Raw genomic sequence first — 20,302 nt, forward strand, 5'->3', positions numbered from 1 at the left:
AGTAGTCAACCCCTTCGGGGAATTGCAAGCTGGCGATAATAACCAATATATTTGTCAATTACTAATTTCTAGCGGCTCTGAACTGTCATTTAACTGCTCTGCATCATGACGTAATATATTTATGACTTGATCCTTGTACTTCTGAAATATGGGATAACGTTTGACTTGCGGATCGGATTTGTTTGGCAATTGGATTTGCAATTCTTGCTTAATTGTGCCTGGTCGTGGGCTTAATACGTAGATGCGTTGAGATAGAAAAATAGCTTCCTCGACATCGTGAGTAATCAGAAAAATTGTAGTGTTTGTACTACGCCAAATTTCTAGGAGAAATTGCTGCATTACTTCTTTCGTCTGGACATCCAACGCACCAAAGGGTTCATCCATGAGTAAAATTTTGGGTCTTGATGCTAAAGCACGAGCGATCGCTACTCGTTGCTTCATTCCACCAGAAAGTTCCTGCGGTAGCGCTTTCGCAAATCCCAGCAACCCCACCATTTCTAAATAATAAGCGGCTTGTTGTCTTCTGAGTACTTTAGATACACCTTGCAGCTTTAAGCCAAATTCTACGTTTTCCGTTACACTCATCCACGGATAGAGAGTATAACTTTGAAATATCATCCCGCGATCGGACCCCGGCCCTGTCATGCGTACTCCATCAACTAGAATTTCCCCGGTTGTCGGAGTATCTAACCCCGCAATTAACCGTAGCAATGTTGACTTACCGCAACCACTTACTCCTACTGTACAGACAAACTCACCCTCTTCAACATGCAAATTGATATTTTTAAGTGCAGTCAACAAACCATGTCTAGTTTTAAATTGTTTGTGGAGTTGATTAACTTCTAAATGCATAAAGAACTCTAATCCTCAGCCCACTTACAAAAAACGTGTAATAACAACCGAAATAAAAGATCAATTGTTAAACCAATCAAGCCAATAATAATTAACCCAGCAAAAATTTCATCAGTTTTGAGATATCTTTGGGCAACGCTAATCCTCCGACCTAAACCTTCTGTAGCCGCTACTAATTCAGAAACAATTACTAAATTCCAAGATGCTGCCATGTTAACCCGACAAGCATCAATAATATTAGGCAGAATAAATGGGAAAATGACTTGCAGTAAAACTTGTTTTCTTTGACCTCCTAAAGTATAAGTAGTTTCCAATAAGTGCTTAGGAACAAATTTCACTGCATCCATTACCATTAAGGTGTTAAAAAACAGTGTGCCGATAAAAATCAGCATAATTTTTGGAGTTTCTCCCAGTCCCAGATATAAAATTAGTAAGGGAATAAAAGCCGGTGCTGGCATATAACGCACAATACCAATAATTGGTTCTAGCAATGCCCGAAAGCTAGCAAAAGTTCCCATTAAAGTGCCTAAAGGAATGGAAATTATTGCCGCCAGTAAAAACCCAGCCACGACTCGAAACAAGCTAAAGCTAATATCTTTTTGCAAATCGCCACTGACTAAAAGCCTCTGAAATGCACCCCAGACTTGACTAGGAGTAGGAAGAAATAAAGGTGAAATTAATCCAGTATTAGAAATAACCCACCAGAGAAGTATAGGAATAGTGATGGACAATAACATTAAAGTCCAAGCTAAATTTGGAGGGATATCTTCAGCAATGCGCCAAAAAACAGTTTGTGGTAACGTTTTATGAGGAAGCTGAGAGTTTAGTTCCTGCAATTCGGTTTGTTGACTCATGATTTATGCTGCGCGGCGTAGGCTTTTACAAAGCGATCGTCAAAGATTTGCTTAAGATTAGGCGCTTGTTTTGATAAACCAGCTTCAACAAGAAATTTACTAATTTCTCCACCAGCGTAACTCAGCGATGTCATATTCTGACCGGGACTAAAAGCTTGTAAATTCTCTTGTATGGAAAAAATTTTAGTGCCTGCGTCGTATGTCTTATATTCTGAAACTGACACACCAGCACGTTTCGCCATAATTTCGTAAGCTTTATCTCGATTTGTTTTGATAAAATCTAAAGTAGCAAACCAGGTGTTTACTAAAGCTTGTACATCTTGCGGACGTTCATTAATCAATTTACGGCTGACGACTAAATGGTCAGGAATTGCACCAGGAAAGTCTTTGGAACTGAATAATTCTTTGCTGTTAGAACGTGATAAAGCCTTTGTGGTGAAAGGTGCAAAAACTCCGACTGCATCAACTTGACCAGCAACAAAAGCTGCTGCTGCGGCACCTGTTTCTAGTGGCTGAAATTGAATATCAGCTTGAGTTAAACCTGCTTTTTTCAAACCCAGCAATAACAGAAAATGGTCAACAGTTCCTTCTTCAGCAGCAACTTTTTTCCCTTTAAGGTCAGCAATGCTGTTAATTCCTTCTCGGACAATAATTTTGTCGTTACCAGTTGAATTGTCGTTAATTAAAACAATTACTTGATCCGAACCTGCCGCTACTGAGCTAATCGTATCATTCAACGTTTGAGTATTGGCATTAAGTTGACCGGCTCGTAAGGCATTGATAGAATCTAGATAACCATCAAACCACTTCAAATCTACATTAACTTTGTTCTTTTCAAATAACTTTTGCTCTTGAGAAACTTGCCAAGGAAACCAACCTGGCCAAGCACTAAAGCCAAGCTGAATTGGTACAGTGCTAACTGGGGTAGTAGAATTTAGTGGCTTAGAAGATTGTGGGTTGGGAGTACAACTGACCGCGATAACAAGACTGAGTAAAAAGACTGTGAACAGAGATGTTAACTTGCGAATATTCATTGTATTTCACTATAACTTAAGCTTCGCTGCAAATAACTTCAACTGGAAAAGATTGACGTTTATTTTTTTATAGAGTTAAGTAAAATCGACCTATCAGTTAAGAATAATTGTAGGTTGGGTTTCACTTCGTTTAACCCAACCAAGGCTTGAAAATGTTGGGTTTCGTTCCTCAACCCAACCTAGATAATTTATTTTTTGGGCTTAACTGAACCGTATTGGTGTCTGAATACTATTGATTTGTGCATACAGCGACCTAATTTAAGATGTTCAGAAATGCTACTAATGTCTAATGAGTGGGTTAAACATTGAGAATTGATGCTGTAGAGATAGAGTTTGGGTGTGGTTTTAAAACTTGCGCTTTCACCCAATTAAACCAAACTTCTAATCCCTCACCTGCTTTAGTAGAAATAGGAATAATCTCAACATCATGATTTATCTGACGGACGTTTGCCTCAATGCGACTAATGTCAATATCTAGATAGGGGGCCAAATCTATTTTTGTAATCAGCAAGCAATCCGCTTCTTGAAACATAATCGGATACTTCAATGGTTTATCTTCACCTTCAGTAATACTTAGTAAAGCTACTTTGGCGTGTTCTCCTACTTCAAATTCAGCAGGACAAACTAAATTACCAACGTTCTCCACTAGTACTAAATCAAAATCTGAAGGATTGTGCTCATGTTCCAGTTGATGAATTCCGCCTGCTACCATTCTGGAGTCTAAATGACAAGAACGACCTGTATTAATTGCAATTACAGGAACATTATATTTTCGCAGACGTTCTGCATCTAAATCGGTTGTCATATCTCCTTCAATGACAGCGATTTTTAGCTCATTACTTAAAGCTACAAGGGTGCGTTCTAGTAGTGCTGTTTTCCCAGCACCAGGACTACTCATGATGTTGAAACAAGTAATTCCCCATTCATCAAAATGCGCTCGATTATGGTCAGCACCTTGTTGATTAGCATGGAGCAAGTTAATTCCTAATGCCGCGTCAAATGTTTGATGCATAAGCGTACTCAATTCTATCAATTTTCAATTCTCTACCTGAGCGAATATCTTCCATTGAGGAATTACATTCAGGACAAGCGTACTGTAAACCAATTTGAGGTAAATATTCTTGTTGACAACGATGACAAAAGGCAATTAGTGGTGTTTCTTTAATTATCAGTTTGACTTTTTCTAAAAAGGTATTGCGCGTTTGGACTTCAAAAGCAAATTGTAAGCTTGCAGGTTCAACGCAAGTGAATTTACCGACAATTAAGTGAACTTGAGAGATTTCTGGGCGTTCAGGTTGGGATTCCCACCAATCTTTTACTGTTAAGATTAGTGCCTTTGTCATATCAGTTTCGTGCAAAGTTTACCTCCATTCCTCCACTGATTCTGGTTGGGTTGCAGGGTGAATATATGTAGGTTTTTCTTGACGCGGTAATTGTCCTGATAAAACTAAATGTGCCATGGTGTCACAAATTACTCGCGTCGCCATTAATGATGTCATATCGCTAATATCATAAGGCGGTGAAACTTCTACAACTTCTAATCCACAAACAGGTACGTTTTGGACAATTTTACCTAGCAAATATAGCGCCTCACGCGGTAATAATCCACCAGGTTCGGGCCAACCAGTTCCAGGTACAAATCCTGCATCAATGCAGTCAATATCGAAACTGATATAAACGCAATCTGTACCGTCTAATGCTCTTTCTAAGGCAAAGTTGACAGCTGCATCTAGACCCATTTCAGTGATATCTGTAACTGTTAAGATATTTGTGGCTCTTTCTCGACAAACTTTGACACCTTGACGCGGTACTTGCCAACCACCAATTCCCAATTGCACTAGGTTTTTTGCTGGGGCATTTTTGATATTTGTGGCATGAAACCAAGGACAAGTATGCATTCTTTCATCTAGGTCTGTTTCTTGGGTATCCACATGACGATCAAAGTGAATAATCCCGACTTTTCTATCGCCTAAATGACGACAAACACCACGAACTGTAGGAAAGCCAATAGAATGATCGCCTCCCAAAATTATGGGGAATGCACCTGAATTAAAGATATGTGCAATACCTTTGGAAATCTGGTCAAAGGACTTTTCATTATTAGCGGGAATGGTGAAAATGTCACCTACATCACATAAAGTAATCTGCTCGCGCAAGTCTACACCAAATTCAAAGTTATAAGGGGTGTATAATGCAGAGATTCGGCGGATTCCTTGGGGGCCAAAACGCGTTCCAGGTCGATAAGTAGTTCCAGAATCGTGCGGTACGCCGACGATCGCCACGTCGTATTCACCAACTTTCCGCACATCTTCTAAATAGGGGGCTTTCAAAAAAGTATTAATTCCGGCAAAGTGTGGCAGTTCTCCACGAGAAAAGGTCGGAATCGAGCGATCGCGTATACTTTCTGCGGCTTCTAACCCAAATTCTAGTCCTCTAGAAACCTCCTGCTGCCAGCCAGTTAACGGTAAATTGGCTTCTCTTTCTAGCGCACGTTTTGCTTGCGTAGAATTTGGCTGGAAATGAGAATTAGGATCGATAAATGATTGTTCTGTCATGTTTCGGGAAATGAAATTTGAAGATTTGCAAGGCAAAACTATAGCCCAGATAAACCATAACAGTTAACATTCTAGTAGGTATTGAGCCGAGATGCGCGACGTGAAAGTTGTGCATCTCGGCTCAATACCTGTTTGGAGATATTTAATCTACAAAACCAATTGCCAAACAGCAATACAGATAGAAAAAACTTCTTTTCTTCAGGGAACTATACTTTTGTGTTGCCAGAACTTAGTAAATGGCGCTTGTGGGAACTCGTACTTCTTTCAACGTTTTAGCGCCTTATATTTTGAGTACTGCCCTACAAATAGCTAAACACAGGGGTTTTATCTTTGGGGCGTGACATTCGACCAAGAGCTTCATTTTTTAAAAGCTCTAAAACCGACAAGCGGTCTTCGTCAAGAATACAGCGTGTAGTGATGCGATATGGGTAACACCTCATAAACATATTTGTAAAGTGCATACCGTAATGGATATAGTCATCACTTGATAAATCAAACAATGAGCGGACACAAGCTTCAAAATTAGGCTCATGGAAGTAAGCTAACGCAAATCGCTCCCTTGTGTTCAATCTAACTTTGTGTGGCGTTGAAAGTAAGTAGTTATTAGTCAAGAACTGGAGAATATCACCAGGAAATACCGTCAGTACCCTTGGTACCGGCTTAACAAATGTCCAGGGTTCATCGTTTTCATACATACCTGCTGAACTTTCATTAAACAGCCAATTTCTGTTTCTCTTTTCTCCTTCGACCGGAGGACGTACGTATAGCCCACCAACATCATCTTGAGCTGCAATTACCAATAGTCCGTAATCAGTATGTGCGCCGATGCCTCTGGTTGATTTTTCAGAGAGTGCTGGGAATCGTAACACGCGCATGTGATGCCAGCCATTCTTAGTCAATTTCGTTAAAGTATCGACATCTATTTCTAAGCCAAGAGCTATCAATTTCAGCAATTTCTCCCCGATTATGCCCAGCTCGTCCATAAATGCTTTCATACTTTGATGATAGTTCTCATCAGGCCAAGGTACCGAGCCATGACATGGCCATTGCGCTTGTACACGCATATCATCTGGTGGAACATCTTTGCATATAGTAAATATCTCAGAATAATCGGACTCCCCAGCAGTGATTTCTTCGCCTGAAGCAATATAGCCACTGTAAGTGAGATTACTGACGCATTGAGATTTAAAATCTAATGGCATCCGGAAGAACCTCCTGCTGGCTTCAAATGCGTTCTGGGTCTTTCGAGCCTGTATTGCGTTTGTCGCCACTTGAAAAATTCCGTCAGTCCTCCATGCTTGAATCATCTTATGTGCTAGGTGAATATCAGATTGGCTTCCAGTAATAATTTCAGGTAGGTCAAACGTTTGCAAATCAGTCATTGCAATTTCCTTTACTATTTATGTGTCAAAAGTTGTTGGAACTTATAGCCGTAGTCACATAGGTTAGGACAGTGTTGATTGCTCAAAGCTTTGAAAAATCAGCACTTTGCTATATCTGTGCTTTATTAAAGGCTTGATGAACTCTTCGCACAGCTTTGAAAACAAGCGGTAACGATGTTTTCAAAGCAGTAATGCCACATCTAGGCTTTAGCCACAACAGAATGGGAGCAAAAACTGAACTCTAACTAGGGATATTTATTGAAATCTGCAAAGCTCATTGCTAAAGAGCAATACAGATTAAAAAATCTTCTCTTCGTCTGGGAACTATATTTTTGTGTTGCTGAAAGTTGGTGAATAGCGCTTGAGGGAACTCTTACTTCTTTGTTTCAACGTTTTAGCACCTTGTTTGAGTGCTTCAACTTTGAAAAAATTTGACTGTCGCACTACACCATACATGGCGTGAAACTCATATTTCCTGCCAATATACTAGCCCTGAATAACTTGTGAAACTTTACCTTCATTCTCTTCGCGTCGCGCCCTTTGTGTCTTTGGCGGTAAGCCCCTGCGCGTCTACTTCAAACAAAGTAAGTTTTACAACTCAGATAGGGTTGCTATATTTGCGATGTCCTATGAGATTACGTTTGATTAAGTTTGCATCGCAGAACTTAACCTACTTAAGTATCTTTTAGCATTTTTATTAAAAAATATATCCGTAATTTACCTTAACTTTTAAGCAAAATTAAATTTATATATACCCAGTGTTAAAAATAATACGTTTTTATGCAAAAAATTAGCTATTTGCTAGTATTTATACGTAGTAGTTTTACTTCTCAGAATTATATCATCAAAGAACTAGGAAAAGGTTTGCTCAACTATTCAGACGAAGTCGTAAAATAGCACTTTCAGTATTATTGATAGCTATTAAACTAAGTAATTATACATGCATGTTATAAATCTGTGACATTTTGAGGATGATAAATCATCCTTTTTGACATAAATTTACAGAAAAGTTAATAATTTTACCTTTTATCTATCTTATGTAATAGGCGTTTTTATTTCTAATGGGGGATGCAAATATAAGCATACAGTAATAGTAACAAATAATACAATAGTCAAATATTCTAAATATTGTTCGTGTAAGCCAACGCATTAACAATGCAAGCCGACGCATTGGCATTGCAGGGTATTGCCTTTCTTTAATTCGCTATGAATTAATGAAATGCTGTACTAAGCCTGAACGACAGGAAGTCGCACGCCATTTGCTTCACTGAATTCTGGTTCTTCAGTTCATTTTATGGAACAGAATAATAAATAAAATCTAAAGATAGCCTATATTTATTGCCGTGACTGGGTTTTAAGTTTTTGAGCCTTTCTATAAAACTGGGATTTTAATGCTCTACCATAAAACCAACGCAAGAACCTGAATTCTTTATTGTTAATAAGTGGATTTAGCTAAACTATAAAAATCAAATTTTTTCAACATTTCCAAAAATGTGAACACCGCAGGCACATGGAGGGCATTAGATAAAATTGCAGTTGCAATTACTCTCTTTAGCGGTGCAGGTAAACTGTATACCTGCACCTTTGGGGGAATGGGTACAGCTGCTAAACGAGGCATAATAGCTGCTCTCAATCCTTGATTCACCATACTAACGACTGTGGAATCTTCTTGGATGTCGCTAGCAGTATTTATTGGAATTGCTAAACTCTTCAAGTGGTTGTGAAGAATGCGTCCACAGGGTGTGCAAGGAAGCAAAACAGGTGGATAGGCTGCTATGTCTTCCCAAGTAATTTCTGGACTGCTAATTTTGGTATGTGGTGGTAGTAAAGCTAGATATTCATCCTGAAAAATTTCCCAGGTGTCAAATTCTCCACCAGTTGGTAGACAGGTTATACCAATATCCGTACGTCCGTCACGCAAACACTGTTCTACATCGGTGAAAGCAGGGCACTCTATGATTGTGACAGCAATTTCTGGAAATTGATTGTGAAATTGTGCGATCGCTTTTGGTAATAAATGGGTGGCGACGCTACGAAAAGCCGCAATCCGCACATGACCACCATGTAATCCTTTATGCAGGTTTGCTTCGTGTTGCATCATCTCTAGATGCTGCATTGCTTGACGCGCATGATATAAAATGCGCTCTCCAGCAGGTGTCAGCACAGCACCGTGACGACCTCTGGCAAATAAAGGCACACCTAATTCTTCTTCTAAGGTAGCGATCGCATGACTAATCGCAGGCTGGGAAAGCTGCAATTCTAAGGCTGCTTCACTAAAGTTACCACGATCTGCTACTGCAACTATGGCTCGAAGTTGGGAGAATTTCATGGTTAATTGACGACAACAAGGGTATATACATCCTGATTTAATTGTGGCAAAAAGGTTGTATTAGTGATTTTTTATATCTATAAATCCCATTTATACAACCTATGCAAGCCATGATTTGATTCCTTACTGAGATGTTGCTAGTGTTTTATTTACTGAGCAACTTTCAGGAATAATTTTATGAACAATGATATTAGGTGTCTCCCAACAGAAGATACAACAATAAATTGTAGTCCGTTATTCAAGAAAAAATTCAACTCCAACTTCTGGGAATCTCTGCATAGTATCTGGGAAAATTTTGTCAAAAAACTTCTAGCAGATCCTAACGAATTACAAGTTTGGCAAAAGGTTGACCGCTACGGTAATATCTATTGGCAAGCTTACGACCCTGCAACAGGAAAATCTTTCTCTTCAGGTTCTGAAGCTGATGTGTATATGTGGATTGAACAACTTTATAGGTATTAAAAATATGACGCAACTCACTTTAGTAATTGGCAATAAAAATTATTCATCTTGGTCACTGCGTCCTTGGTTAGTGATGAAACAATTTGGTTTAGAATTCAATGAAATTCGGATTCCTCTCTACAACAGTCCAGATTATTCCTCAAAAATTCGGCAATACTCTCCATCAGGAAAAGTACCTGTGTTGTTGCACGAGACGCAAACGGTGTGGGATTCTCTGGCTATTTGTGAATATCTATCTGAAACGTTTTCGACTCTGCAATGGTGGCCAGAGGATAAGGCTGCAAAGGCATTTGCCCGTTCCATTAGTGCGGAAATGCACTCAGGTTTTCAAAATTTGCGTCAGAATATGCCGATGAACTGCCGTACTAAATATCCAGGTTTTGGTTTAGCATCCGGTGTACAACAAGACATTGACCGCATCACTAGTATCTGGCAAGAATCACGCCAAAAATTTGGGGCTGGTGGCAATTTTTTATTTGGAAATTTTGCGATCGCTGATGCATTTTTTGCTCCAGTTGTCCTACGGTTTGTAACCTATGATGTGCAGTTAGATCCTGTTTCTAGAGACTATGTAGAGGCAGTTTTGGCACTTCCAGCAATGCAAGAGTGGATAAAGGCAGCAAAGAGTGAGACAGAAATTCTCTCCCAATACGAGTTTTAAGGAAAAGGCAAATAATAACATGAACGGCAGGAATATTTCAATTCGACATGCAAGCCAAAGGGATATTCCTGCCATTATGGAATTGATTTATTTGAAAGCCGAATTTGATGGTTGTCCTGAATCTGTAGAAGCAACTCCTCAAAAGCTAGAAATTGATCTATTTGGAGAAAACCCCCTTGCTTTTGTTCTTTTAGCTGAGATTGATGGGGTTGCTATTGGGTTAGCAACCTATCACTTTATCTATTCAACTTTTTTAGCAAAACCTGGAATTTGGCTTGATGACTTATATGTTAAAGCTGAACATCGAAGCCACCAAGTTGGTCAGGCGCTGATGCTACGCTTGCGCCAGATAGGGCAGGAAAAAGGCTGTGGCAGAATCGATTGGACTGTAGCTGTATCTAACGAGCGAGGAATCAAGTTCTATGAAAGAATAGGTGCGAAGATCATCAACAAAGTAAAATTATGTCGCTTAGATGGTCAGGCACTAAGTAAGTAAATCTTAAGTAGGGGAAGCAAGGATAACTCAGGCTTCCTCTTAGAAGTTTAGCGATTGAAGAAGAATTCAGCTATTCTGAATTCAGGAGTCAGAATCAAGACGCTCTCTACGAGACGCTAAAAGCGAACGCGGACTCGCTAACGCAACGCTTACAGTCGGGGATTGGGACCCGCGACTACGAAAGTTGACCACCAAAAATTCTAGTTTTGTGGGGGTGCAAAAACGCCGATTATTCAGACCCGACGCTCGAATACTCGCTAACGCTGCGCTATCGCGGACTCGCTAACGCTGCGCTATCCGCTTTTTCGGTCAGAATACCCAACTGAATTCTGACGACTGACGCATGTATTCTGTTCGATAAAGGGCAAACTACAAACAATTTTTACACATTAAATAAAGTTAAATAATTGTAAATGTTAATATTAGTTATACAACTTTTATCTAAAAATATGTATCTATACCAATAAACAATATATTATTGTTAGGCATGATTTTCTGGATATTATTAGGACTTACGCACGAGTAACGGAAAACGAGCCACAGAGGGCGCAGAGGTCACGGAGGAATGAGAGTTTGAGAGGGTTTTTGCGTAAGTCCTAATTATAATATTAGCATAAATATATATAGAGTTCCTATTTGATTTGTGAACAAAATTAGGTACTGTAGGGTGCGTTACGGATTTCATCCTAACGCACCATTCGTAAGGATTTGGTGTCGTACTCTCGCAGCTACACAACGCCAGTTCGCTCAAGTCGGGAAACCCGCCCACACGACTGTCTCCCCTACGTATCTTTTAAAAATCAAATAGTAGTCCTATATTTTAGAAACAAAATACGTAAATCCTGTCATTTAGTGAGTAAAAAGTATATTTACTGAGTATCAACACACCGACGGTTAATAGAGATAAGCTAGATAAAATAGAAATTAAAAATCTGTAAGCACAACATAATAACCATTGACGAAATGAATTTTTGATAATTGTCATAACAAATTAAACACTTTTTGATAGTCAACTTGAAGCAGAATACATGGATGCGGATAATTGGACATATCAACTACGAAAGGTACTACCCATGAGTTCTCGCGCACTGCTGTTAGTAAATCGTCATGCCCGCCAAGGGCAAAAGGGTCTGTCGGAAGCGATTGAATATCTGAAGACACTCGGCTTTGATTTAATTGAGGAGTCTACAGAAGACCCCAAACATCTTGCCGAAGTTATACTTCGCTATCAGCATCAAGTTGACTTGGTAATCATTGGTGGAGGAGATGGGACTCTCAATGCCGCAGTAGATGCTTTAGTTGATACTCAGTTACCTTTGGGAATTTTGCCTTTAGGAACTGCCAACGACCTAGCCAGGACTTTGAAAATTCCGAATTCCCTCAGCGAAGCTTGCAAAATTATTGCCTATAGAAATTTACGCCGCATCGACTTGGGTTGGGTGAACGGCAAGCACTTCTTTAACGTTGCCAGTTTGGGATTGAGTGTAAAAATTACCCAGCTACTTACCAAAGAAGCCAAACGCCGTTGGGGAATATTTGCTTATGCCGCCACTGCATTGCAAGTGATTTGGGAAGCTAGACCTTTTACTGCGGAGATTTTAATCAATGGTGAATCAGTTCGCGTGAAAACAGTGCAAATTGCTGTGGGTAACGGCCGCTATTACGGCGGTGGTATGGCAGTGGCTGACGATGCGGCAATAGATGACCAAAGGCTAGACCTCTATAGCTTGGAGATGAAACATTGGTGGCAGATTATACTATTACTCCCTGCGCTGCGACAAGGGCGACATATACATTGGGAGAGTGTACGCTCTCTTCAAGGTCAAGAAATAGAGGTGTATACTCGCAAACCGCGCCCTATTAATACAGATGGTGAAATCACTACCTACACTCCTGCTTATTTTCGGGTTATACCTAAAGCTATAGCTGTTTTAGTACCTCCAGAAATTAGGAGTTAGGAGTTATTATTCTCTCTTATCTCCCTCTGCTAAAAATGTGGGAACTCGCACCAAATGCATCTGAGATTTTCTCAAGATATAAAGTCCCTGTTGCAACGCCTAGCTGAACAACCGCTAACTCTAGGTGATATTCTGGCAGAAACCTCAGAACGAGGGTTCTGCCTGGTAATTACATTATTAATTTTGCCTTTTTTATTTCCTATGCCACCAGGATTAACTGGCCCTTTTGGTGGTGCTTGTTTACTGTTGTCAGCCCAAATGGTTTTAGGGAGGCGTGAGCCTTGGCTGCCAAAAAGAATTGCTAACTACAAATTTCCTCGTCCTTTTGCCCAGTTACTTTTGCAAAATTTGGGACGTCTTACTAAAGTGTTACAGAAAATCGCCCGTCCCCGATTGGCAAAAATAGCCCATCATCCTTTGATTTGGCGAATTAATGGGCTTTGTATATCTTTGTTAACAGTATTACTAATATTACCAATTCCCTTTACAAATCCCATCCCCACTGTAGGTATTTTATTTTTGACTGTTGCCACCATCGAATCTGACGGTTTATTAATTTGCATCAGCTACGGTATTACTGTCCTAATTACCTTGATCTTTGGATTTATTGGTTACGCAGTATGGTTAGCTCCCAGTTTGCTGCCATCTATATTTAAATAATAAAAACCCCCAGCTTTAGGCTGAAGGCTGTAAATTATTAGGGTGCATCTACCATTTATTAATCCGCTTTATTGATTGCCATATCGGGGAAGATTTAAACTATAAGCAAATTTATTTTATTCTTAAATGAAAAAACATCAGCAATAAAAAAGCCTTCAACTAAAAGCTGAGGGCTATGATTTAATTAAGGTGCATCTACCATTTATTAATCCGCTTTATTGGTTGTAATATCCGGGAAGATTTAACTTTGTAAAAAAAATATGTTAATTTCAAATCAGAGAATCTCAATAACAAAAAAAGCCCCCAACTAAAAGCTGAGGGCTGTGATTTAATTAAGGTGCATCTACTATTTATATATCCGTCTTAGTTATTGCTGCATCAGGAAGAATTGAAAAAAAATGGATGGCTGTGGAATTGATTTTGTTAGCTACAAAGAGAGTACTGATATCAACGAGGATAAACTGCGGTATTTAACTAGGTAATCATTGACCAACTTCATAGTAATTTTACAATTACCCGGAATTTGCCCTGGATACACAAAGTTTCTGTTAATATCTCTGAGGCTATATCCGCAATAGTACTAATTTAGTTTATTAGTTGGGTATATGACTATGAAAGTTAGACGCACCCAACTTAATGAAGCGATCGCAGTTTCTATTAGCCCTTGCTAGTTTTAGTATTGTCGGGGGAAGCTTTTTTCTGAGAAGAACTTTTAGCAGTACTAGGGAACCTAAAGTCATAACTGATACATCACGTTACAAAGAAATTCGTAATCAACTATGGTCTGATAATGACCAAGTAAAACATTTTCCTAATGAGATTCCCACTGATGCCAAAGATGTTCGCATTGCTTACTCTCCCGAATTTTTGCAAGGAAGTAGTTTTTTTCAAATTAGGCTGAAACAGCAACCAGAAAAGATAGAAAAATTACTTTCACAATACAGAAGTAGTGCAAAGCACAAATATAGGGGTGGTAGCACAAACGACCACATAAATCAAGCTAATGGTGTGCCGACAACTTTTTTCTACACCAGTGACTCTCATACAGAATCTTTTCCACCTACTTATGAAATATTGGTATTAAATACAGAGGATAAAGGTAGACCTGGCTTCAAGTGGAATCATGGAAATAGCTACGGCGTCGCTATTAATACTTCCGCCTCAGAAATTATCTATTGGTCTGAAAAATGGTAATTAACAATTTCATTTTGAATTGGAATCGCCATGAAAAAAATCATTATTTTGGTCACGGCGCCATCTTCAGTACTAAATACTGCTTTTCACCTTTTGGGTATATCACTTTGGGTAGTTAAAACTTATAGCCAGCATCGCTAAAATTTTAATGGTGCTTAAAAACTATCTGAATATGTAGAATGCCAACTGCTTTAATTACTGGTGCTTCTAGTGGTATTGGTAAAGCTTTTGCCCAAGAACTAGCTGCACGCAAGACAAATCTTGTACTAGTTGCTCGTTCCGAAGAGAAACTAAGCCAATTAGCTAAACAACTAGAAGAACAACACAAAATTCAAGTAGAGGTTATAGTCAAAGACCTCACAGAAGCTAATGCAGCTGCTGCTGTATTTGATGCCACTAAAGAAAAGGGATTAACCATTGACATATTAATCAACAATGCTGGTTTTGGTTACTATGGCGACTTTGCTGAAGGGGATGGAGAAAGACAAGTCAAAATTGTACAATTAAACATTTTGGCATTGGTAGATTTAACCCATAAATTTCTCCCCTTGATGCGGCAACGTCGTTCTGGAAGTATTATTAACGTATCCTCTATTACCGCATTTCAACCTATACCATACCTTTCTGTTTATGCTGCCAGTAAAGCTTTTATTCTCAGCTTTAGTGAAGCACTATGGGCAGAAAATAATCAATATGGTGTCCGTATTTTAGTCACTTGTCCAGGCCCAATAGAAACAAACTTTTTTGCAGAAGCTAATTTTCCTCCAGCACTGGCAAGTACTACAGATAAAGTGTATTCTTGCGAAAAAGTGGTTTGGGAATCTTTAGAGGCTTTGGAAAAAGGCTATCCAACTGTTATTAGTTCTGATACTAACACTCAAATTAGAAGCAAATTATCTCGACTTGTACCGCGCAAACTTCTGTTGAATATGTTAGCAAAACACTTTAAATCCTAAGTATATTTAGGAGTTAGGAGAGACGCGATTAATCGCGTCTGTACAGGAGTTGGGGGTTAGGAGTTAGGAGTTAGGAGTTAGGAGTTAGGAGTTGGGAGTTGGGAGTTAAAGAAAGCGGGGTATTTAAAAATCCTAACTTTTCACTTTTCACTCCTCACTCCTCACTCCTCACTTATTAGATATATCTTGTTAATTGAACTCGGTAACGGTCTTTTTTTGTAACGGCGATTTCCCCAACTTCTAAACGTCCTTTAGAGCGAATGGCGATTAAGTCGCCTGATTTGACTTGAGAACTAGCTTGGGTAATTTCTTTCCAATTGACACGGACATCACCAGCATCAATGAAATCAACCATTTTGCTGCGGGACATGCCAAAACCAGCAGATGCGATCGCATCTAATCGCAAAGAAGCCTCTACAGTAGTTAATTCTTTTTTCTTCGGTTCCCGAACCCTTAATTCACTTACCTCAATTCGCTGAGTTTTCACAGGAACCGATCGCACCTGTTTCAGACTCATTGACAAAAATTCCACCAACTCTGGGGCGACAATCGCCTGCGCCCCCCGTTCTCCCAAGACAATCACATCTCCCGTCTTTTCACGAACAATTCCCGTCCCCAACATTGCGCCTAAAAAGTCGCGGTGAGAGGCGGTATCAAACAGGAAATTACCAGCAATTTCTACAGCTACAAGGCTGACTTGAGATTGATCTAAGGGAAGTTCTGAACGAGCGATCGCTATTCTTTGGCGTTCAGCTTGCGGATATCCGCCCCACGCCGCCAATTGCACTTCTGTTAATCGGTTAAACACCCGTTGAATTTCTGCCAATTCTGGGGGAGACAGAAAATCAGTCAAAACCACTTCCCAAGTTTTGATGGCTTGCTCCGCTTGATCGATTACACGAGCTACACTATCTCGATTTTCAACACCTTTTAAAAGTTCTTCTCGTGGCAACATTCTTAAAAATTATGAGTTATGAATTGAGAATTAATCTGCTATAACTATCTTGATTCTAACTTTCTAAAGGGACTGATGTTGAACTATGACACGGCATTTTCTCTAGTCTAAAAATCTCTCATGCTTTTCTTTTGATAGTTCCAGCACCCAGAGTTTTAATCCCTATTGACCCCTGATAAATAATACGTAAAATTATACGTAGAGGCTAATAATTTTATTAAATCGGCGTTGACTAAAAACGCATAACCTATGTATATCGGCACTTTCGGCAATATCTACTCAGATGAGTTAATTACAGCCACTGAGTTGAATCGTCAGCCTGGGCGAGTTCTGGACAAAGCTTTAGAACGTCCAGTGACAATTACTCGCAACGATCAGTCTTTTGCCTTGTTGCGCCGGGAGGAAGTGACTTTTCTCGTAAAGGCAGCAACACAAAGTAAAGCTGTTGTTGAGGCATTAACTGTCGCCTTCTCTTTGTTACTCGGAAAGGAAATCGGTTTTGAACATCCTTATGGATGGCTGAGTGTGTTTGAAAAAGATGATCTGCAAGACTTTATAAACGAGCTGAGTGAGGCTTTTCGGTTGATAGATTCCTCAACTACAGCATGGGAGATAATTGACGCGATCATCCATGAATGGCATGAGAGCGCCGTAGCGATCGCTAGTCCTGAACTAGCAGATGCTTTTAGTGCCGAGACTGATGAAGTACCATTAAAGCCGCCATCTACTCAGAGTACTTTCTGAATAAGGTATGTCAGATAACCAAGAAGAAAATCCAATAGTGGAGAATGTGGAGCCGCCATTTGTCAAACTGACAGTTCCAGCATTATCTGAGATAGAAAGCACTTGGTTGGTGGTAGCTAAAAATCGTCGCGTGAATCGGGACTGGGAAGCTTTAATGCAGCGCCATCCAGAAAACACAAGTCGTTGTTACGAGGATTTATGTACTGCACCAACCACCAGACAGCCTCGGCGTGTTTTCCCTTTAAAGGGCAAACCCTACAAGGGGGCATGGGAATATGAGGTGACAAAAGGGGACAGAGTGTTTTACGTTCCTGATCAAGAACAGTTGAAAGTTGTTGTCTACTACGCAGGAAAACATCCAAATCCTTCACCCACACCGTAATTCGTGCCAATAAGGAAGAGTGAGCTACAAATTAAAAGTTCTTCTCGTGGCAACATTCTTAAAAATTATAAGTTATGAATTGAGAATTAAGCTCTATAACTATCTTGATTCTAACTTTAATTCCCATTTCAGCAGGTTTTCATCCCTAGCAATTTGTTGCATTCCCAATTTTTCCAAAATGCGAATCGAGCCAACATGATCGTCTGGAGAATGAGCAATAATTCTCTTGAGTTCTTGCTGAGTAAAGGCAAAATCGACCAGTGCTTCTACTGCTTCAAAAGCAAATCCCTGCTGGCGATAAGCTGATAGCACTTCATAACCCATTTCTACAGTTCCTGTCTGATCGGGTTTGCCACCAAATCCTAAATCACCAATCAGAGTAGAATCAACAATGTGAATCATCAGCCAGACACCCCAACCCAACTGGGAAGGATCATCTTTTAACATCTGAGCATACATTGGGAAAAAATCTAGCACTTCAGATGCATACCAATCATCAGGAACTTTTACCCCCAAAAGCCTCTCTACTTGGAATTTGTTTCTTGTCACAACGGCTTGCGCCACCTCCAAAGAACAAGGAAGCAACTCAAGTCGCTGTGTTGTGATGTGTAAAGTATGACTCATTTATTACACGCTACTTGTGTCAGCATAACCTTGGATATTTTCTGGATCAAACTGACGTAATATTCGGGTTGCTTGCCGAGTTAGAGTTTCAGAACCTTGAACGGCAACTAAGTATTTACCCGCATCTAAGCGGTTGCGGTAAGGTAAAGCATCACCACTACCTATGAGTAAACCGACTCCGCCACCGACAAGCACACCACCCATAGCACCACTAGCAGCACCCAGCAGTCCGCCAACGATGTGATTGCCAACTTCACCCGCCCAGGCAAAAGTATTTAAACCAGTGATGAGGCTAAAGGTAAAACCTGCAAAAAAGCCGAATGGTATCAGCCAGGTTGCCATCAGTTGTGCTTGCTTTTTGGATTGCTCTTTGGGGTCAATTAAGCCAAACTCGTCAGCTGTTTTATATCCTTTCCCCAGAATAGTGCTGTTTATGCCTTGTTCTTCTAAAGCTAAGTAAGCAGCTTCGGCTTGAATGCGGTCTGGTAATACGGCAACAAGGTAATTCATTGATTTCACAATTTGTCTAATAGAAGTTTTGCCTTAATTAACAGCGTATCAGTCTTGGTGGAATCATCTTGCATTGGGTAGGAGTTTGGAGTACAGACGCGATTAATCGCGTCTGTACAGGAGTTTGGAGGGGCTTTTATTCTTACTTTGCTAGCTCTTAAGGGGTTGGGGGTTAGGTCTGTATTGAACTCAACTGCAAACCGCGACGCCGAATAGCCCGCCGCAGGCATCGCACAAGTTAGCACAAGTTAAATGTACATCCGATCACTTTAGCGAATCTAGTGGCTCACAAAAATTGTTCACGCCTTGCTTGAGGACATATATCAAAACTGGTGTTGCCAAAATTTTAGGAAACGTCGGCATTGCTTTTAGATGTTCCATCATCTTTTGAGGTGAAGAATTAAGCAAATCTTCCCGATATTCTTGTTCGCAAATCACTACACGCCATTTTCTAGCCAAGGCATCTAACCACTCGGAATTTGCTCTTTCTGGTTGTTGTCCTGCCCGGATAGCTAGCGTCATCGCCGCATCTTCTAAATCTCCATCACAGTCTTCAATCAAATCCAGCGCTTCCATATCGCTCTTATCATCTGCCAATTGAGAGCGAAACTGTGCAATTTCTTGAGATGTTACTTTAGTCATGAGTCTTTGACAAGGCGAGCGATGCCTACGGCGGTAAACTACGGACACTCAGTTATGCTACATCATTTCACAAAATTGCTGTTACAAATAGGTTTTTCGGGGCGCCTTCAGAATCCAAAATGTTTAAGACTTACTTACCAAGATATCCGCACCGAGAAAGCCCCTGCTTGAAAGCATGGGGGTAAGGTGCATTTCGACAAGCTCAGTTACCACGGGCGAAATTTGCCTGCCTAATATCTGAAGTTGTTCAAGAGGATGACGATTTTTTGTGAGATTATTAAGCTCCTTTAGCGACGCCGATAGCGTTCGCGTAGCGTCTCGTAGAGAAGCGTTAGCGAGTCTTCGAGCGTCATAGCCCGTCGTAGACATCGCCTGATAAAATTACTGGCAATCCAGAATTAGCAGAGTTTGTCCTGCGGATGGCCAAAATTTGGTAATTTGAGTCTTCTTAATCAGAAACTTGTGTTTTGAGAACGCTAGGAATTGCTTCAAGTATTCGCTTGGCAACCTCTTCAGGCGTTTCTCCCTCTCGCTCGATGATATGCAAATCAGCTTGAGAGTAAAGTGGTGTACGTTGTTCGAGGAGCGATCGCAGTTTGCCCTTGGGATCAGCATCTTGCAGGAGTGGTCTTGTGCTATCCTCAGCTAAACGGCTGTAAATTAGCTCCACTGGTGCATCTAGCCACACTATCAACCCGTGGTGCAGATAACCCCAGTTTTCTCGCCGCAGTACAATGCCTCCACCGGTTGATATAGTTAACTTTGTAAAAGCACAAACTTGTGAAAGCACGTCACTTTCTAGCTTGCGAAATCCTGCTTCCCCTTCTTCGGTAAATAACTCATTGATAGATTTACCTGTTGCTTGGGCAATGACATTATCAGTATCCACAAACCCATAACCTAGTTCCTTTGCTAGTAAGCGCCCTATTGTCGTCTTACCAACGCCCATCATACCAATTAAGTACAGGTTTACTCCTTTTAATAAGCTGCTCACCAGTTGCTTTGCTCCAATTTTCAGTGCTGAGTCACAAATTAAAATTATAAACTCAATG

22 protein-coding genes are annotated in these 20,302 nt (G+C 40.2%); 9 read left to right on the forward strand and 13 right to left on the reverse strand.

Translation table 11 applies throughout. The annotated features are described in order from the left end of the window. Positions 1–54 precede the first annotated feature (54 nt). From LC653_RS19600 to LC653_RS19635, 8 genes are all read right to left on the reverse strand, one after another. Positions 55–852 (reverse strand): ABC transporter ATP-binding protein, encoded by a 798-nt coding sequence (locus LC653_RS19600; RefSeq protein WP_229496318.1) that lies wholly within the window; start codon positions 850–852, stop codon positions 55–57. An 8-nt stretch (positions 853–860) separates the two neighbouring features. After that, positions 861–1,706 (reverse strand): ABC transporter permease, encoded by an 846-nt coding sequence (locus LC653_RS19605; RefSeq protein ID WP_229496320.1) that lies wholly within the window; start codon positions 1,704–1,706, stop codon positions 861–863. Further along, positions 1,703–2,740, reverse strand: coding sequence for an ABC transporter substrate-binding protein (locus LC653_RS19610; RefSeq protein ID WP_229496322.1), 1,038 nt, complete (start codon positions 2,738–2,740; stop codon positions 1,703–1,705). The genes LC653_RS19605 and LC653_RS19610 overlap by 4 nt, the downstream gene beginning before the upstream one ends. Before the next feature lie 298 nt (positions 2,741–3,038). Beyond that, positions 3,039–3,752, reverse strand: coding sequence for a hydrogenase nickel incorporation protein HypB (gene hypB / locus LC653_RS19615; RefSeq protein WP_229496324.1), 714 nt, complete (start codon positions 3,750–3,752; stop codon positions 3,039–3,041). Continuing rightward, a complete protein-coding gene (gene hypA / locus LC653_RS19620; protein ID WP_267923119.1) occupies positions 3,736–4,098 on the reverse strand; it encodes a hydrogenase maturation nickel metallochaperone HypA in 363 nt (120 codons plus the stop codon). Before hypA ends, hypB begins: the two co-directional genes overlap by 17 nt. A 3-nt stretch (positions 4,099–4,101) precedes the next feature. Further along, entirely contained in the window at positions 4,102–5,295 is a 1,194-nt protein-coding gene (locus LC653_RS19625) for an agmatinase family protein (RefSeq protein WP_229496328.1), read from the reverse strand. Positions 5,296–5,594: 299 nt separating this feature from the next. Continuing rightward, on the reverse strand, positions 5,595–6,677 hold the full coding sequence (locus tag LC653_RS19630; RefSeq protein ID WP_229496330.1) for a 2-oxoglutarate and iron-dependent oxygenase domain-containing protein: 1,083 nt from the start codon (positions 6,675–6,677) through the stop codon (positions 5,595–5,597). A gap of 1,435 nt (positions 6,678–8,112) precedes the next feature. Beyond that, the gene (locus LC653_RS19635; RefSeq protein ID WP_229496332.1) at positions 8,113–9,006 is read right to left on the reverse strand and encodes a LysR family transcriptional regulator; all 894 of its coding nucleotides are present in this window, start codon (positions 9,004–9,006) and stop codon (positions 8,113–8,115) included. 177 nt (positions 9,007–9,183) lie between these two features. On the opposite strand from LC653_RS19635, the gene LC653_RS19640 reads away from it, so the two are divergent. The 7 genes from LC653_RS19640 (at position 9,184) to LC653_RS19670 (ending at position 15,393) form a co-directional block, all read left to right on the forward strand. Beyond that, complete coding sequence (locus LC653_RS19640) at positions 9,184–9,468, forward strand: hypothetical protein (protein ID WP_229496334.1); 285 nt, start codon at positions 9,184–9,186, stop codon at positions 9,466–9,468. A gap of 4 nt (positions 9,469–9,472) precedes the next feature. Beyond that, positions 9,473–10,129 (forward strand): glutathione S-transferase family protein, encoded by a 657-nt coding sequence (locus tag LC653_RS19645; RefSeq protein ID WP_229496336.1) that lies wholly within the window; start codon positions 9,473–9,475, stop codon positions 10,127–10,129. Between the two features lie 76 nt (positions 10,130–10,205). Then, on the forward strand, positions 10,206–10,625 hold the full coding sequence (locus LC653_RS19650; RefSeq protein WP_229496337.1) for a GNAT family N-acetyltransferase: 420 nt from the start codon (positions 10,206–10,208) through the stop codon (positions 10,623–10,625). 1,073 nt (positions 10,626–11,698) lie between these two features. Continuing rightward, positions 11,699–12,583 (forward strand): lipid kinase, encoded by an 885-nt coding sequence (locus LC653_RS19655; RefSeq protein ID WP_229496405.1) that lies wholly within the window; start codon positions 11,699–11,701, stop codon positions 12,581–12,583. 54 nt (positions 12,584–12,637) lie between these two features. Continuing rightward, on the forward strand, positions 12,638–13,243 hold the full coding sequence (locus LC653_RS19660) for an exopolysaccharide biosynthesis protein (RefSeq protein WP_229496338.1): 606 nt from the start codon (positions 12,638–12,640) through the stop codon (positions 13,241–13,243). A gap of 636 nt (positions 13,244–13,879) precedes the next feature. After that, entirely contained in the window at positions 13,880–14,437 is a 558-nt protein-coding gene (locus LC653_RS19665; RefSeq protein ID WP_229496339.1) for a hypothetical protein, read from the forward strand. 179 nt (positions 14,438–14,616) lie between these two features. Then, entirely contained in the window at positions 14,617–15,393 is a 777-nt protein-coding gene (locus tag LC653_RS19670; RefSeq protein WP_229496340.1) for an SDR family NAD(P)-dependent oxidoreductase, read from the forward strand. 175 nt (positions 15,394–15,568) lie between these two features. On the opposite strand, the gene LC653_RS19675 is transcribed toward LC653_RS19670, so the two are convergent. Continuing rightward, a complete protein-coding gene (locus tag LC653_RS19675; protein ID WP_229496342.1) occupies positions 15,569–16,348 on the reverse strand; it encodes a photosystem II electron transport protein, Sll1252 family in 780 nt (259 codons plus the stop codon). Between the two features lie 249 nt (positions 16,349–16,597). Between LC653_RS19675 and LC653_RS19680 the strand changes: the two genes are divergently transcribed. Both LC653_RS19680 and LC653_RS19685 read left to right on the forward strand, forming a co-directional pair. Continuing rightward, positions 16,598–17,092, forward strand: coding sequence for a hypothetical protein (locus tag LC653_RS19680; RefSeq protein WP_229496344.1), 495 nt, complete (start codon positions 16,598–16,600; stop codon positions 17,090–17,092). A gap of 7 nt (positions 17,093–17,099) precedes the next feature. Then, a complete protein-coding gene (locus tag LC653_RS19685) occupies positions 17,100–17,474 on the forward strand; it encodes a hypothetical protein (protein WP_229496346.1) in 375 nt (124 codons plus the stop codon). A gap of 99 nt (positions 17,475–17,573) precedes the next feature. Here the strand turns inward: LC653_RS19685 and LC653_RS19690 are convergent, their stop codons facing one another. The 4 genes from LC653_RS19690 to LC653_RS19705 form a co-directional block, all read right to left on the reverse strand. Continuing rightward, positions 17,574–18,098: a GNAT family N-acetyltransferase gene (locus LC653_RS19690; protein WP_229496348.1), complete on the reverse strand. Its 525-nt coding sequence runs from the start codon at positions 18,096–18,098 to the stop codon at positions 17,574–17,576. A gap of 3 nt (positions 18,099–18,101) precedes the next feature. Continuing rightward, the gene (locus LC653_RS19695; protein WP_229496349.1) at positions 18,102–18,608 is read right to left on the reverse strand and encodes a hypothetical protein; all 507 of its coding nucleotides are present in this window, start codon (positions 18,606–18,608) and stop codon (positions 18,102–18,104) included. A 264-nt stretch (positions 18,609–18,872) separates the two neighbouring features. Continuing rightward, positions 18,873–19,250: a hypothetical protein gene (locus LC653_RS19700; RefSeq protein ID WP_229488912.1), complete on the reverse strand. Its 378-nt coding sequence runs from the start codon at positions 19,248–19,250 to the stop codon at positions 18,873–18,875. Between the two features lie 448 nt (positions 19,251–19,698). Next, positions 19,699–20,244 (reverse strand): shikimate kinase, encoded by a 546-nt coding sequence (locus LC653_RS19705; protein ID WP_229496351.1) that lies wholly within the window; start codon positions 20,242–20,244, stop codon positions 19,699–19,701. Positions 20,245–20,302 lie beyond the last annotated feature (58 nt).

Origin of the sequence: Nostoc mirabile CHAB5784 (genome assembly GCF_020829645.1) — a bacterium.
In the GTDB taxonomy this organism is placed as follows: Bacteria; Cyanobacteriota; Cyanobacteriia; order Cyanobacteriales; family Nostocaceae; genus Nostoc; species Nostoc mirabile.